Source organism: Pseudomonas sp. R2-60-08W, assembly GCF_003852335.1.
Classification (GTDB): domain Bacteria; phylum Pseudomonadota; class Gammaproteobacteria; order Pseudomonadales; family Pseudomonadaceae; genus Aquipseudomonas.
Genome location: NZ_CP027731.1, coordinates 1,624,032 through 1,640,533, shown reverse-complemented (window position 1 = coordinate 1,640,533; position 16,502 = coordinate 1,624,032). Strand labels below are relative to the sequence as shown.

General features: G+C 60.1%; 9 protein-coding genes. 4 read left to right on the top strand and 5 right to left on the bottom strand.

Going from position 1 to position 16,502, the window contains the following annotated elements; all coding sequences use genetic code 11:
* Nucleotides 1-94 precede the first annotated feature (94 nt).
* Nucleotides 95-1,426, bottom strand: a complete 1,332-nt coding sequence (locus C4J90_RS07420; protein ID WP_124361991.1) for an IS4 family transposase — start codon at nt 1,424-1,426, stop codon at nt 95-97.
* 118 nt (nt 1,427-1,544) lie between these two features.
* Complete coding sequence (locus C4J90_RS07415; RefSeq protein WP_124361805.1) at nt 1,545-3,008, bottom strand: glyceraldehyde-3-phosphate dehydrogenase; 1,464 nt, start codon at nt 3,006-3,008, stop codon at nt 1,545-1,547.
* 340 nt (nt 3,009-3,348) lie between these two features.
* On the opposite strand from C4J90_RS07415, the gene mfd reads away from it, so the two are divergent.
* Genes mfd through C4J90_RS07400 form a run of 3 tightly spaced genes read left to right on the top strand, consistent with a single transcriptional unit; the run spans nt 3,349 to nt 10,076 of the window.
* A complete protein-coding gene (gene mfd, locus C4J90_RS07410; protein ID WP_124361804.1) occupies nt 3,349-6,798 on the top strand; it encodes a transcription-repair coupling factor in 3,450 nt (1,149 codons plus the stop codon).
* An 11-nt stretch (nt 6,799-6,809) separates the two neighbouring features.
* Nucleotides 6,810-7,376 (top strand): CsiV family protein, encoded by a 567-nt coding sequence (locus tag C4J90_RS07405; protein ID WP_124361803.1) that lies wholly within the window; start codon nt 6,810-6,812, stop codon nt 7,374-7,376.
* 9 nt (nt 7,377-7,385) lie between these two features.
* Nucleotides 7,386-10,076 carry a DEAD/DEAH box helicase gene (locus tag C4J90_RS07400; protein WP_124419522.1) on the top strand — a complete coding sequence of 897 codons (2,691 nt, stop codon included), beginning with the start codon at nt 7,386-7,388 and terminating at the stop codon, nt 10,074-10,076.
* Between the two features lie 278 nt (nt 10,077-10,354).
* Here C4J90_RS07400 and C4J90_RS07395 read toward each other — a convergent pair whose 3' ends face one another.
* The 3 genes from C4J90_RS07395 to C4J90_RS07385 all read right to left on the bottom strand — a co-directional run bounded on the left by C4J90_RS07395 (nt 10,355) and on the right by C4J90_RS07385 (nt 15,622).
* Entirely contained in the window at nt 10,355-13,642 is a 3,288-nt protein-coding gene (locus tag C4J90_RS07395; protein ID WP_124419521.1) for a DEAD/DEAH box helicase, read from the bottom strand.
* A gap of 126 nt (nt 13,643-13,768) precedes the next feature.
* Complete coding sequence (gene nagZ, locus C4J90_RS07390) at nt 13,769-14,779, bottom strand: beta-N-acetylhexosaminidase (protein ID WP_124419520.1); 1,011 nt, start codon at nt 14,777-14,779, stop codon at nt 13,769-13,771.
* Between the two features lie 135 nt (nt 14,780-14,914).
* Nucleotides 14,915-15,622 carry a TetR/AcrR family transcriptional regulator gene (locus C4J90_RS07385; protein ID WP_124419519.1) on the bottom strand — a complete coding sequence of 236 codons (708 nt, stop codon included), beginning with the start codon at nt 15,620-15,622 and terminating at the stop codon, nt 14,915-14,917.
* 263 nt (nt 15,623-15,885) lie between these two features.
* On the opposite strand from C4J90_RS07385, the gene lexA reads away from it, so the two are divergent.
* Complete coding sequence (gene lexA / locus C4J90_RS07380) at nt 15,886-16,494, top strand: transcriptional repressor LexA (protein ID WP_003172575.1); 609 nt, start codon at nt 15,886-15,888, stop codon at nt 16,492-16,494.
* The last annotated feature ends 8 nt before the right edge of the window (nt 16,495-16,502 follow it).

The following is a 16,502-nucleotide window of genomic DNA, read 5'->3' as shown; positions in this document are numbered from 1 at the left end:
TCAAATGTGGGAGGGGGCTTGCCCCCGATGAGGCCCTCACTCGCACCACAAAACCCACAGGCATAAAAAAGCCCCGAACCAGCCGTAATGCTGTTCACTTAAGCGGAGCAGCATTGCGATCCACTGGAAATCGGGTTTTTGAGATCTTCACCGTCCTCGGCCTTGCAGGTCTGGGGCGGTGATCCAGAAACAAGCTGCCGATACCCTTCCTTAGTTCGGCCAAGCGTCTGCCTGTGGCTGATACCGGATTGGCTGCCGCCATCACGATCAACTGCACGGCGATATACTGGCAAACGGGCTTAAAGCGTATGTCCGACGGAGCTCGACCAAACGCTACCGCTGCTTGACCGGCCTCCCGGCGAATCACGTTGTAAGCGAGTAAAAGCCCCCAGACCTCCTGATAGACCAAGTCGATTTTTTTACTGCGCAAGGTCACGGCATTCTGCTGCATAGAGCTTTTGATATCCCTAAAGCCCAATTCGATTTCCCAGCGTTCCTGATAAAGTTTGGCAACGACCTTGGTGCTGTAGGTGTTGGCTGGTAACGACGTCATGACAGTTTTTAATCTGCCTTGGATTTCATAGCTGACTTCGCGGGCTTCCCAGTGGGTGCCAAGAGCCGGATTTCTCTTTCTGGCTTGCGGTGAGACCTTCATGCGCACCAAGCGGTCGTGCTCGCCGTAACGGATCACTTCTTCACAGACCATGCCTTTTTTGGCGGGAATCAACCAATGACGGTGGGTTCCGGTGTTACTCAGGCTCAACAGCATTTCTGCGCCCCAAAATCCTTTATCGAATAGCGTCACGGAGTGGTCGGGGACTTGCTGCAAAAACTCGTCGGCCAAGCGCATTTCACTGCGCCGGTAAGGCCCTAATTGTGCATCCAGGATTAAGTGCGAACGCACGTTCATCAGCGCTACCAAGCGCATCATGGGGAAGGGAGTCTGACGATCACTGGGCGTATTTCCTGACCCGAAATGATCTCGAAGCTCGGGTGTGTCCGGCGTGCGCAAGAGCGCACCGTCCACCGCGAAGACCTGCAAACCGTGCCAGTCGTCCTCGTCGTAGCGCTCCAAGCCCCATTGAGTGCCGGTTTTACGGAATAACCACTCAACGGGATCGGCCCCTAGTCGCTTGCGGGCTTCAGTGACGCCGCTTCGGGCCAACAAGTGGTCGGAGGCGAGGCCTTGAGCGCAAATGTTCAACCGTCTAGCGACCTCATGGACAGGCTCATCACGAAACAACGCCATGCCAAGCACCAACCAAAGCACCTGATCGGCGGGCAAGCGACGCCGACGAATAGTGGCCTGACTGGATAGATCCAGCGCAGACGCAACCCATTCAATGGGGATGTTCTGGGTGAAAGTGCTTAGGTCGCAGAAGTTGAAAAGGTCGCCGAGGTCGAGCAGGTCCTGTTGAACAGACATAAAAAAATCCGATGCCAGAGGTCTGGCATCGGATTTTCTAGGAAGCCCCGCTTTAGCTCAAATGCTTAAGTGAACAGCATTACGAACCAGCCGGGGCTTTTTCATTTACCGCTGATGCTTAGCGCGGAAACGCCGGCGGGTTAACCCCAGCCATGTCTTCCATCACGCGAACCACCTGACAGCTGTAGCCGAACTCGTTGTCGTACCACACGTACAGCACAACGCGGTTGTCCTGGCTGATGGTCGCTTCGGCGTCTACCACACCGGCGTGGCGCGAGCCGACGAAGTCGGTGGACACCACCTCCTGGGAATTGACGAAGTCGATTTGCTTATGCAGATCGGAGTGCAGCGCCATGTAGCGCAGGTACTCGTTCATCTCTTCACGGGTGGCGGCTTTCTCAAGGTTCAGGTTGAGAATGGCCATCGACACGTTTGGCGTCGGCACACGGATCGCGTTACCGGTCAGCTTGCCGGCCAGTTCAGGCAGGGCCTTGGCGGCAGCGGTGGCGGCGCCGGTCTCGGTGATCACCATGTTCAGCGCGGCGCTGCGGCCACGGCGGTCGCCTTTGTGGAAGTTGTCGATCAGGTTCTGGTCGTTGGTGTACGAGTGAACGGTTTCAACGTGGCCGTTGACGATACCAAACTTGTCGTTCACTGCCTTGAGCACCGGCACGATGGCGTTGGTGGTGCAGGAAGCGGCGGACACGATCTTGTCGTCAGCGGTGATTTCAGTGTGGTTGATGCCGTGCACGATGTTCTTCAGCTTGCCTTTGCCAGGCGCGGTCAGCACAACACGGTCAACACCCGGGCAGGCCAGGTGCTGGCCCAGGCCCTCGGCATCACGCCATACGCCGGTGTTGTCCACCAGCAGGGCGTCCTTGATGCCGTACTGGGTGTAATCCACCTCGGACGGGTTCTTCGCGTAGATCACCTGGATCAGGTTACCGTTGGCGGTGATGGTGTTGTTTTCTTCGTCGATGACGATGGTGCCGTTGAACGGGCCATGGACCGAGTCGCGACGCAACAGGCTGGCGCGCTTGGTCAGGTCGTTTTCGGCGCCTTTGCGCACCACGATGGCCCGCAGGCGCAGGCCGTCGCCGCCGCCGGTTTTTTCGATCAGGATGCGCGCCAGCAGACGGCCGATACGACCGAAGCCGTACAGCACAACGTCGGTGCCTTTGCGGGCAGCGGCGTTTTGCTGGCCGACCACGTCGGCCATTTCTTCACGCACGAACTGCTCGGCACTGCGGCCGGCGCCTTCTTTACGGAATTTGTACGCCAACTTGCCCAGGTCCACCGACGCCGCGCCGAGCTTGAGTTCGCTCATGGCCTTGAGCAGTGGGAATGTTTCGTGGACGGAGAGTTCGCTGTCGTCGGCGGAACGGTGACGCGCAAAGCGGTGAGCCTTGAGAATCGCGATGACGGACTGGTTGATCAGGCTGCGGCCATAGATCGAGCTCACCACATTGTTATTGCGGTACAGCTGGCCGATAAGCGGGATCATCGCTTCTGCGAGTGCTTCACGGTCGATCCATTCACCAAGACACTGGTCGGGCTTCTGAGTCACGGGAACCTTCCACATGTAGGGGCAGAAAAAAGGGGCTACATTATGTCGCCCGACTGCCCGTTGAGCAATGCGCGACAGGCAACAAAAAACCCTTGCAAAAAAATACCACCCCGCTACAGCCCAGGAAATACGCGGGTTCCAGAAGGCCACTAGTTTGCCGAGCAGCTCGACTTGTCCGTAACCCTCCTAAACATTCGCGTATTTTGGCACTACATATTGAGTCAAAACCGACGATTGTTTGTCTTAGCCACTACATTTCCAACAAACCGTAATAGGCACAGTCAGCAACTGACAGGCGGCACCTCTGGCCGCTACAATTACCGACTTTGTCGCAACGCTTGGAGCTCAACCTTCCGTGCCCGTTCTGCGTCTACCGCTACTCCCTGCCGCGGCAGGTAAACAGCACTGGGGCAACCTGCCCGGTGCCGCCCTGAGCCTGGCCATTGCCGAGGCTGCCAGCGCAGCCAAACGCTTTACCCTGCTGCTCACCGCCGACAGCCAAAGCGCCGAGCGGTTGGAGCAGGAGCTGAGCTTCTTCGCCCCCGATTTGCCGGTGCTGCACTTTCCCGACTGGGAAACCCTGCCCTACGACCTGTTCTCGCCGCACCAGGACATCATTTCCCAGCGCATCGCCAGCCTGTACCGTTTGCCGGAACTGGCCCACGGCGTGCTGGTGGTGCCGATCACCACGGCCCTGCATCGCCTGGCGCCGACCAAATTCCTGCTGGGCAGCAGCCTGGTGCTGGATGTCGGCCAGAAACTCGACGTGGAGCAGATGCGCACGCGCCTGGAGGCCACCGGCTACCGCTATGTCGACACGGTGTACGAACACGGCGAATTCACCGTCCGCGGCGCATTGATCGACCTGTTTCCGATGGGCAGCAAGTTGCCCTACCGCATCGACCTGTTCGATGACGAAATCGAGACCCTGCGTACCTTCGACCCGGAAAATCAGCGCTCCATTGACAAGGTCGAGTCGATCAAACTGCTGCCGGCGCGGGAGTTCCCGCTGCAAAAAGATGCGGTCACGCGCTTCAAGGCACGCTTTCGCGAGCGCTTCGACGTGGACTTCCGCCGCTGCCCGATCTTCCAGGACCTGAGCAGCGGGATTACACCGGCCGGTATCGAGTACTACCTGCCGCTGTTCTTCGACGAAACCTCCACCCTCTTCGACTACCTGCCCCAGGACACCCAGGTGTTTTCGCTGCCGGGCATCGAACAGGCTGCGGAAAACTTCTGGAACGACGTGCGCAACCGCTATGAAGAGCGCCGCGTCGATCCCTCCCGGCCGTTATTACCGCCTGCCGAACTGTTCCTGCCGGTGGAAGATTGCTTCGCCCGCCTGAAAAACTGGCCTCGTGTGGTCGCCAGCCAGCAGGATGTGGACGCCGGCAGCGGCCGCGAGCGTTTCCCGGCGGGCACGCTGCCGGACCTGGCGATCCAGGCCAAAGCCACGCAGCCGCTGGAAGCGCTGTCCAACTTCCTCGGCGACTTCCCCGGCCGCGTGCTGTTCACCGCCGAATCCGCCGGGCGTCGCGAAGTCCTGCTGGAGCTGCTTGAACGCCTCAAGCTGCGCCCGAAGACCGTCGATAGCTGGCCGGATTTTGTAAAAAGCAAAGAGCGCCTGGCGATCACCATCGCGCCTCTGGACGAAGGCTTGTTGCTGGACGACCCGGCCCTGGCGCTGATCGCCGAAAGCCCGCTGTTCGGCCAGCGAGTGATGCAGCGTCGCCGCCGTGAAAAACGCGCCGACGTCAACAATGACGCGGTGATCAAGAACCTCACCGAGTTGCGTGAAGGCGCGCCGGTGGTGCACATCGACCACGGTGTGGGCCGTTACCTCGGCTTGCAGACCCTGGAAATCGACAACCAGGCCGCCGAATTCCTCACCATGGAATACGCCGAGGGCGCCAAGCTCTACGTGCCGGTGGCCAGCCTGCACTTGATCGCGCGCTACACCGGCAGCGATGACGCCCTGGCGCCATTGCACCGCCTGGGCTCGGAGACCTGGCAAAAAGCCAAGCGCAAGGCCGCCGAACAGGTGCGCGACGTCGCCGCCGAACTGCTCGACATCTACGCCCGCCGTGCGGCCCGCGAAGGCTATGCGTTCGCCGACCCGAAAGCCGACTACGCCACCTTCAGCGCCGGCTTCGCCTTCGAAGAAACCCCCGACCAGCAAACCACCATCGACGCCGTGCGCGCCGACATGCTCGCGCCCAAGCCGATGGACCGCCTGGTGTGTGGCGACGTCGGCTTCGGCAAGACCGAAGTGGCGATGCGCGCGGCGTTCATTGCGGTGCATGGCGGCAAGCAGGTGGCGATCCTGGTGCCGACTACCCTGCTCGCCCAGCAGCACTACAACAGCTTCCGCGACCGCTTTGCCGACTGGCCGGTGAGCGTGGAAGTGATGAGCCGTTTCAAGTCCGCCAAGGAAGTGAATGCCGCCATTGCCGACCTTGCCGAAGGCAAGATCGACATCGTGATCGGCACGCACAAACTGCTGTCGGACGATGTGAAGATCAAGAACCTGGGCCTGGTCATCATCGACGAAGAGCACCGCTTCGGCGTGCGCCAGAAAGAACAGCTCAAGGCCCTGCGCAGCGAAGTCGACATCCTCACCCTCACTGCCACGCCGATTCCGCGTACGTTGAACATGGCGGTGTCGGGCATGCGCGACCTGTCGATCATCGCCACGCCACCGGCACGCCGGCTGTCGGTACGCACCTTCGTGATGGAGCAGAACAAAAGCACGGTCAAGGAAGCGCTGCTGCGCGAATTGCTGCGCGGTGGTCAGGTGTATTACCTGCACAACGACGTGAAGACCATCGAGAAGTGCGCCGCCGACCTCGCCGAACTGGTGCCGGAGGCCCGCATCGCCATCGGCCATGGGCAGATGCGTGAGCGCGAACTCGAACAGGTGATGAGCGACTTCTACCACAAGCGTTTCAACGTGCTCATCGCCTCGACCATCATCGAGACCGGTATCGACGTACCCAGCGCCAACACCATCATCATCGAACGCGCCGACAAGTTCGGCCTGGCCCAACTGCATCAATTGCGCGGCCGGGTCGGGCGCAGTCACCACCAGGCCTACGCCTACCTGTTGACGCCACCACGCCAACAGATCACGTCCGACGCGGAAAAACGCCTGGAAGCGATCGCCAACACCCAGGACCTCGGCGCCGGCTTCGTGCTGGCCACCAACGACCTGGAAATTCGCGGCGCCGGCGAATTGCTCGGCGACGGCCAGAGCGGGCAGATCCAGGCCGTGGGTTTCACCCTTTATATGGAAATGCTCGAGCGCGCGGTGAAAGCCATTCGCAAGGGCGAACAGCCGAACCTCGACCAACCGTTGGGCGGTGGCCCGGAAATCAACCTGCGCTTGCCGGCGTTGATCCCCGAAGCCTACCTGCCGGACGTGCACGCGCGGCTGATCCTGTACAAGCGCATCGCTTCGGCCACCGACGAAGAAGGCCTGAAGGACTTGCAGGTGGAAATGATCGACCGCTTCGGCCTGTTGCCGGAACCGACCAAGAACCTGGTGCGCCTGACCCTGCTCAAATTGCAGGCCGAACAGCTGGGCATCAAGAAAGTCGACGCGGGGCCGCAAGGCGGGCGTATCGAATTCGAAGCGCAAACGCCGGTGGACCCGTTGGTGCTGATCAAGCTGATCCAGGGCCAGCCCAACCGCTACAAGTTCGAAGGGGCTACGCTGTTCAAGTTCATGGTGCCGATGGAACGCGCCGAAGAACGCTTCAATACCCTGGAGGCGCTGTTTGAGCGCCTCATTCCGAAATCTGCTTGAAGGACGCCTCCATGCGCGTGTTCCGCATTCTGAGCCTGCTGTTGCTGGTATTCGCGCCTTCGGCCTTTGCCGACAGCCCCTACCAGGTGGAGATGATCCTGGTGCGCCAGAATGCAGAGCCGGTGATCAACAGCCGCGCCGCGCCAGAAAACTGGGATGGCGGTGCGCAGCGCCTGGGCGAGCTAATGAGCCCGCCGCGCCTGGGCAATATCGTCGAGAAACTGCGCGCCGATTCCAACTACACTGTGCTTGCGCACAAGGCCTGGGAACAGAGCCTCGGCGAACAGCCAGTGAAGATCGCGATCACCGACGGCCAGGAGCAATTCGGCCAATTCCCGATCGAGGGCGTACTGAATTTGCAACTGGGTCGCTTCACTGATATCGACGCCGACTTCTGGATCAACCAGTTCGACAGCAACGGCAGCGTGATCGCCAGCGAACACCTGAGCCAGAAAGACGTGCGCACCAAAAACAATCAGCTCAATTACCTGGATGGCGGCCACCTGGCGCTGCTGATCAAGATCACTTCGCTGACCGCCAAGCCCCCCAGCGCACCACCGCCCGACATGCAGGACTGATCCCGCGCCATGCCCCTGACAGCGTCGCTGACCAAACCCCTGGCCCCTTCGTGGGCCAATCGCTTCAAAGAGCAGAGCCTGGAGCGCGGGCGGCGTTACGCGCTGGAGAATCGGGTGCGCATCGTCGAATCCGGCGACAGCACCATCACCGCCAGTTGCGAAGGGTCGGGCGGCAACGTCTACCGGCAGACCATTTCGTTGCGCGAATCGGCCAAGGGCATGCTGATTCTGGTGGACAGCCGCTGTACCTGCCCGGTGCACACCAATTGCAAACATATTGCTGCGGTGCTGCTCAAGGTGCAGGAAACCCTGGCCTACCCGGCGGCGGCTCAGGATGCCGAGCTGCTGGGAAAATTGCAGGCGGTATTGGATAACCGCGTGGTGCTGCCGCAGGTGGTCATGGAGGATGTACGCCCTGTGCCGCGCCTGTGGCTGGCCAGTGTGGAGTTCAGCGCGTTCGAACCGCGCAATGGCAAGATGCAGCGTTACATCCAGCATCGCGCGGCGCTGTCGTTCAACTATCTGGGCAACTATGTCAGCGGGCAAAAGAACGCCGATATCATCGTGCGCCAGGAAACCCAGAGCCTGCGCATCAAACGCCATCCCGAGCTGGAACAGCCTTATCGCGAACACTTGCGCTTGCTCGGGTTCAAGATCGCCACGCGCCAGAGCAAGGCCCTGCCGGAAAGCGCCGGCGAGCTGTTCGAGATGGTCAATGACAGCGCCTGGTTGAATTTCACCCTCAACGCGTCCTCTGCACTGCGGGCCGAGGGTTGGGAGCTGCAAATCGATGAAGATTTCGGTTTTGACCTCAGCCCGGTGGACGACTGGTACGCCAGCGTCGATGAAGCACCCGAGCGTGACTGGTTCGATCTGGAGCTGGGCATCATCGTCAACGGCGAACGGCTGAGCCTGCTGCCTATCCTGCTGAACCTGATGCGTTCCCACACCGAGATCCTCAACCCGGAAAAACTCGCGCGGCGCCGCGATGATGAATTGATCCTGGTGAACATTCCCGGCCTGCCCAACGGCCACGGTCCGCTGCAAGTGGCGCTGCCCTACGGGCGATTGAAGCCGGTACTGGCGACCCTCGGCGAGTTCTACCTGCAGGAACCCGGCACCACCACATTGCGCTTGGCCAAGGCCGATGCGGTCCGCTTGAACCCGCTGGAAGACCTGCCGCTGCAATGGGAAGGCGGCGAGAAAATCCGCAACTTCGCCCAGCGCCTGCGGGACATCAAGGATTTCACCTGCGTGGCGCCTGAAGGTTTGAATGCAACCTTGCGCCCTTACCAGCTGGAAGGCCTGAGCTGGATGCAGTCGCTGCGCCAATTGGAGGTGGGCGGGATTCTCGCGGACGACATGGGCCTGGGTAAAACCTTGCAGACCCTGGCGCATATTCTTATGGAGAAAAATGCAGGACGGCTGAATCGACCGTGCATGGTGGTCATGCCTACCAGCCTGATCCCCAATTGGCTGGATGAGGCCGCGCATTTCACTCCGCAATTGCGGGTGCAGGCGCTGTACGGCGCAGGGCGTAAGAAACATTTCGCCAATCTGCAGGATTATGACCTGCTGTTGACCACCTACGCGCTGCTGCCCAAGGACATCGACACCCTCGCCGCCCTGCCCTTGCATGTGCTGATTCTCGATGAAGCCCAGTACATCAAGAACCCCACCAGCAAGGCGGCGCAAGCGGCCCGCGAGCTGAATGCGCGGCAGCGCCTGTGCCTGAGCGGCACGCCGCTGGAAAACCACCTGGGCGAGTTATGGTCGTTGTTCCACTTCCTGTTGCCGGGCTGGCTCGGCGATGTGAAAAGCTTCAACCGCGATTACCGCGTCCCGATTGAAAAACGCGCCAGTGAGGTGCGATTGCAGCACCTCAACGGCCGGATCAAGCCGTTCCTGCTGCGCCGCACCAAGGAACAGGTGGCAACGGAACTGCCGCCCAAGACCGAGATTATCCACTGGGTCGACCTTAACGAAGCGCAGCGCGACGTCTATGAAACCATGCGCCTGGCCATGGATAAAAAGGTCCGCGACGAGATCACCCGCAAGGGCGTGGCACGCAGCCAGATCATCATCCTTGAGGCACTGCTCAAACTGCGCCAGGTGTGCTGCGATTTGCGCCTGGTCAACGATGCCGCCCTGCCCGCCCGAGGCAGCAGCTCGGGCAAGCTCGACAGCTTGATGCAGATGCTCGAAGAATTGTTTGCCGAGGGCCGGCGGATCCTGCTGTTCTCGCAGTTCACCTCGATGCTGAGTCTGATCGAGGCTGAACTCAAGCAGCGCAAAATCGCCTACGCCCTGCTGACCGGCCAGACCCGCGATCGGCGCGCACCGGTGAAGGACTTCCAGAGCGGCAAGCTGCAGATTTTTCTGATCAGCCTGAAAGCCGGCGGCGTCGGCCTGAACCTGACCGAAGCCGACACCGTGATCCACTACGACCCCTGGTGGAACCCGGCAACCGAAAACCAGGCCACCGACCGCGCCTACCGCATCGGGCAAGAGAAGCCGGTGTTCGTCTACAAGATGATTGCCCGAGGCACGGTAGAGGAAAAAATCCAGCACTTGCAGAAGGAAAAATCCGACCTTGCGGCGGGTGTGCTGGATGGGCGTTCGACCGGGGATTGGCAGTTGGGTAATGAGGATATTGAAGCGTTGTTTGCACCGCTGCCGAATAAGCAAGAGAAGCGCTGACTGTCGGATCGCCATCGGGGGCAAGCCCTAATGCCAGTCAGTTAAGCGTACACCACCGTCTGTAGGAGCGAGCTTGCTCGCGAAAAACTCACAGGCACCGCGTTTATTCGGGAAGCACGCGTTATCGTTGACGTTTTTCGCGAGCAAGCTCGCTCCTACAAAAAGCCTTAACTGACTGGCATTAGCGCGAGCCCCCTTTCACACTTGACCGCGTTCACCCTGAAGAAAAGCGGTCAAATGTGGGAGGGGGCTTGCCCGCGAAGGGCGCGCCGCGGTCGTTAGCCAGGCAACGGCGCAAACAGCGCCTCGATATCCCGCTGCTCCAGCTTCCAGCCCGCACTGGCGCCCCCTTCAAGCACGCCGTCGGCCAGCGCTGCCTTTTCCAATTGCAACGCCTGAATCTTTTCTTCCACCGTACCTCGGGCAATCATCTTGTAGACAAATACCGGCTTATCCTGCCCGATCCGGTAGGCCCGGTCGGTGGCCTGGTTTTCCACGGCCGGGTTCCACCAAGGGTCGTAATGAATCACCGTATCCGCGGCCGTCAAGTTCAAGCCGGTTCCGCCCGCTTTCAGACTGATCAGGAACAACGGCGTCTTGCCGTCCTGGAAATCCTTCACCGGTGTGCGCCGGTCCAGGGTTTCACCGGTCAGGATTGAATAGTCGACCTGACGCTGCTTCAGTTCCTCTTCGATTAATGCCAGCATCGAGGTGAACTGCGAAAAGAGCAGGACGCGCCGCCCCTCGCTGAGCAACTCTTCGAGCATCTCCATCAAACTGCCGAGTTTGCCAGTACCGGCCCGGGCCAGTTTGGAGGCGGGTGCAGTCTTGACCAGGCGCAAGTCGCAGCAGACCTGGCGCAACTTGAGCAGCGCTTCGAGAATGATGATTTGGCTGCGGGCGACACCATGCCGGGTGATCTCATCGCGAACCTTCTTGTCCATCGCCACACGCACGGTTTCATACACGTCACGCTGGGCGTCGCTCAAGTCCACCCAGTGCACGATCTCGGTCTTGGGCGGCAGCTCGGTGGCCACCTGTTCTTTTTTGCGGCGCAACAGGAAGGGTTTGATCCTCGCCGTCAGGTGCTGCATGCGTTGTGCATTGCCGTGCTTTTCAATCGGCGTGCGGTAATCGCGATTGAAGGTTTTACTATCGCCCAGCCATCCCGGCAACAGGAAGTGAAACAGCGACCAGAGTTCGCCCAAATGGTTTTCCAACGGCGTCCCGCTCAGGCACAGCCGCTGGCCGGCATCCAGTTGGCGAGCGGCCTGGGCCGCCTTGCTGTTGGGATTCTTGATATTTTGCGCTTCGTCGAGAATCAGCACGCTCCAGCGCTGCGGCTGCAAAACCTCAAGGTCTCGGGGCAACAGCGCGTAGGTGGTGAGTACCAGGTCGTAATCGGTCAAGCGCGTGAAGTCAGCCTGACGCTGTGCACCGTGCAGCGCCAGGACTCTGAGCTGTGGCGTGAACCGTGCGGCTTCGTCGATCCAGTTCGGGATCAGGCTGGTAGGCATTACGGCTAACGCGGGCATTTGCAATCGCCCTGCCTGTTTTTCCACGAGCAGGTGCGCAAGGGTTTGTAGGGTTTTGCCCAGGCCCATGTCATCCCCAAGAATCCCGCCGACTTCCAGCTCGCGCAATGTTTGCATCCAGTTCAGGCCTTCGAGTTGATAGCCACGAAGTTCGGCTTTCAGGCCCTCAGGGGCAGAGACCTGGGCATGGGTGGAGCCCTTGAGACGCTGGGCGAAATCACGCAGTCGCTCGCCACCGCGCCATACCAAGGGCATGGCGTCCAGATGACTGAGCCGAGCCGCATCGGGCGCGCTCAGCCGCAATGCATCACCTTGGGGGGCGCGCAGGTAGAGTTCGCCGAGGGTTGCCATCAGGGGTTTGATGCGCCCGTAAGGCAGCGCAACCTTTGTATGAGTGCGCGCGCCCAAACTGACCAACACGCGCTCATCGTCGTCACGCTCAGCCATGTAGGCGACATCGAGCAGCTCGGGCTGATTCCGCATCAAGTCGAGCATGATGGGCAACAGGCTGTGCCGCTCGCCGTTGACCTCAACGCCCAGCTCAAGGTTGAACCACTCATGACCTGACGCTTCTTCGATATCCGCGTACCAGTGGTCCACAGCGTCCACGTCGTAATAAAAGCCCGGTTGAATGACAACGTCCCACCCTGCTTCACGCAAAACCGCCACATCGCTTTCAACGAAACCCAGCCAGGCTTCATCAGTGGGTAGATCGAACATTTCCCCAGCGTTTTCAGGCAGCGCGCGGCTTTTGCGATTGACCGCTTTAAAGCCGATTTTCGTGAGTGCCTTGCGCAGCGCTTTTTCAGCCGCAGGCTTGCGTTGGATACGCTGGGTTTCGGTGCCATTGAGAAACAGGATGTCCTCGGTTCCCTTGCCGCTGGCCAGGCTGGTGTCATAGCGGAACGCCAATGCAGCGCGGTGCTCCCTATGGAACCGCCCGTAAACGTAGGCTTCGTCGCTTCCCAATGTAAGGCATCCTTGAGGCTCTAACGTATCCACGACGCGCTCGGTCAGCTCGCGCGGTGGCGGGATCACCTTGGACACCGCACTGATGCGATGACTGAATAACGCGACTTGCTCAGCTGGAATCATCGGCAAGCCGCAAAGATGCAGGGCCAGGTTCTCATCCAGCCCATGCTCGAGCACCCCGATTTCCATGTTGTCGAGGTCAAGATAGTGAAGCGGTTTGAGCGGCAACACATCGTCCAACTCACGCCCGTCGCTGATCCAGCAGGGAATGTAATTGCCATCTGGCAACACGGCCCAATCGAAGCGAGCAGCGCGGGCCGGGCCGCGGTTGAGCGCCAGTCCTGCACCCAGCTCCAGAAACAGGCGCTGGGTTTTTAACGCCAGTTGGAGAATTTCGGCCCCCGTCTCACCGGCCAACTGAAAACTGCTGCCATAGCTGCCATAAGATCGGCCTAACATCAGCAATCGACCAATGCGGGTATCCAGCTCATGCATATAGCCAGGGGCACGCCGTAATACCTCATCCATCGAGTGCAGAGGTTTGATATCGCTGTACTCGCCTTGTTTCGTCACGCGCGCCCGGTACACCTCCAATGACCAGCCACTGGAATAAACATCGGGGGTGATTTGGTACAGCAAACAAGTGCCGGTGTTCTTGGGCTGAGCCTCACCCGGCGGGGTGGGCTTGGGGATGCTTTCGAGCCAGTTTTCGAGCTGCGGACTCAGGCGGTCACCCACCGGCTTCTTCGGCTCGTTCAGCTCTTCGTACAGCACAGTTAACGTAAACAAGACCGCAGCCGCGTGCTTGCAATTGATCGCCACCGGGCAAGAACACACACAGATGATGCCCGGCCGACGGGATGCTGCACTCTCCAGGGTAATCGACAGGGTGTAGACATTACGTCCAGAGCCCCTGCAATGCGCGATCAGCCGGTGATGCCCGAATTCTTTTATTTCAAGACGATTTTCGCCAGCGTACTCAAACCCACGCTCCAGCGAGCGAGGTTCAAAGTACGCTTGCCAATCCAATTCGACGATACGTGCAATCAGGTCATTCATGGAGCAGAACTCTAGCGGTCAGCAATGGGTTTTAAAGCAGGGCAACTCCTACACTGCGGTAAGAGACAACCACAGCCACATTCGGACGCTTCCTACACCAAGCCTCTTTAACAGCACAGGCGACGTTTATTCAATCAGTTGAGCGTCTCGCAACGCTGTGAGGGCCGTCAGCCAGCGTGGATACTGTTTGTAATCAGTCGATGCAACCGCCTGCCCCCGCATACGCGCAATGCGAGCCGAAGGCATGACCTTCATTCGCTGGGCTGCAGTCAGTGCAAGCTCGGCAGCCGCGCGGTCATTGCACACCAGCCCCATGTCACAACCGGCAGTGAGTGCCGCCTCGATCCGACTGGCCGCATCACCCACCACATGGGCACCGGCCATGGACAGGTCATCACTGAAAATCACCCCGTCGAACTGCAGCTCACCGCGCAGGATGTCCTGCAACCAGCGGCGTGAGAAGCCGGCGGGCTGGCTGTCTACTTGCGGGTAGATCACATGCGCGGGCATCACGGCGGCCAATTGCTTGCTCAGGCGTGCGAAAGGCACCAAGTCATTGGCGCGAATCTGTTCCAGGCTGCGCTCGTCGTTGGGAATCGCGACGTGGGAATCGGCCTCGGCCCAACCGTGACCCGGAAAGTGCTTGCCGGTGGCGGCCATGCCCGCGCTGTTCATGCCGCGGATAAAGGCACCGGCGAGTACGGCGGCGCGCTCGGGGTCGCCTTCGAACGAGCGGGTGCCGACCACGGCGCTGCGCTGGTAATCCAGGTCGAGCACTGGGGCGAAGCTGAGGTCCAGGCCCACGGCGAGTACTTCGGTGGCCATGATCCAGCCACATTGTTCGGCCAGGTACTCGGCGTTGGGGTTATCCGCCAGCGCGCGCATGGCCGGCAAGCGCACGAACCCCTGGCGCAGGCGCTGCACCCGGCCGCCTTCCTGGTCGACCGCCAGCAGCAGGTCCGGGCGCACCGCACGAATCGCCGCGCTCAATTCGCGGACCTGGCGCGGGTGTTCGATATTGCGCGCAAAGATGATCAAGCCGCCGACTTCAGGTTGGCGCAACAGATGGCGGTCCTCGGCCGTCAGCCAGGTACCGGCAACGTCGACCATCAAAGAACCTTGCAGGGCAGCAGTCATAAATCTTCCTTAAATAACGCGCACAACCCGTCATCCCTACCGGTTACGGTAAGCACAACGGGTTGCGCGTAAATAGCTGAAATCGGCATGGCGGCTAGCTTAGCGGATGCAAGCGGCCGCGCACACCCGCAGCGGTCAAACCTTGGCGAGGCTGGGTGTGGACTTGCTGCGCGGGCGCAATTGAGCCACCGCCATCGCCTGATCGGTCACACCGGTTTCAGCGCGCATGCCGGCGGCGAGGAATGGCACCATCAGGCGCATCACCTGCTCGATGGAGGTGTTGACGCCGAAATCGGTCTCGGCAATCGCGCGCAGCGCCTTGATCCCGGACATGCTGAAGGCCGCAGCGCCGAGCATGAAGTGCACGCGCCAGAACAGCTCGATGGGTGGGATACGCGGGGCAGCTTCATTGACCAACAACATATAGCGACGAAACACCTTGCCGTACATGTCTTCCAGGTAACGACGCAGGTGGCCCTGGCTCTGACTGAACGCCAGGCCCAATAGACGCATGAAGATAGATAGGTCGTTGCCGCTGCGCGGTTGAACCACCAGGGCTTGCTCGACCAGGATCTCCAAAAGATCTTCCAGGCTTGGCCTGTTATCCGCCTTGGCCTGGCGGCGCTCCAGTTCGCGGTCGAGACTGGCGCAGAACGGCCCCAGGAAGCGCGAGAACACCGCTTGGATCAGCGCTTTCTTCGAGCCGAAATGGTAGTTCACGGCAGCGAGGTTGACCCCAGCCTTGCTGGTGATCAGCCGCAATGAAGTTTCAGCAAATCCTTTTTCCGCGAACAATTGCTCGGCAGCATCGAGAATGCGTTCAACGGTTTCCGACTGGGCCATGGCTACTCCGCCTGACAAACACTTGTTTGAAACATACGTTTCAGGGTATGTCTTGTCAAGCCTGCGGGTCCGTTTTCCGGCCGGGCAGTCATCTATTTCGTCGCTATTTAATCACATCTTTCATGGCCTGTAGGCGGTGCTATAGCTGCCCCCCGATACGGATGACGGATGACCGTCCAGCGGAGTCGTTCAAAAGGATCATTGCCAAGCGCCGTTCACTGTATATAATCCCAGTCACTGTATAAAAAGACAGAGCGATCAACATGCTAAAACTGACGCCACGCCAAGCTGAGATTCTGGCTTTTATCAAGCGCTGCCTTGATGACAACGGTTACCCACCGACACGCGCCGAAATTGCGCTGGAGCTGGGTTTCAAGTCTCCCAACGCTGCCGAGGAACACCTCAAGGCCCTCGCGCGCAAAGGCGCGATCGAGATGACCCCAGGGGCTTCGCGCGGTATTCGCATCCCTGGCTTCGAAGCCAAGGCCGACGAATCGACACTGCCGATCATCGGTCGAGTGGCCGCAGGTGCGCCGATCCTGGCGCAACAGCACGTCGAGGAATCCTGCAACATCAACCCGACCTTCTTCCATCCGCGCGCCGATTACCTGTTGCGCGTGCACGGTATGAGCATGAAGGACGTGGGTATTTTCGACGGCGACCTGCTGGCCGTTCACACCACCCGCGAAGCCCGCAATGGCCAGATCGTCGTGGCGCGGATCGGCGATGAAGTCACCGTCAAGCGCTTCAAGCGTGAAGGTAGCAAGGTCTGGCTCCTGGCCGAAAACCCGGAGTTCGCGCCGATTGAAGTGAACCTCAAAGACCAGGACCTGGTGATCGAAGGCTTGAGTGTCGGCGTCATTCGCCGCTAAAGGAGACA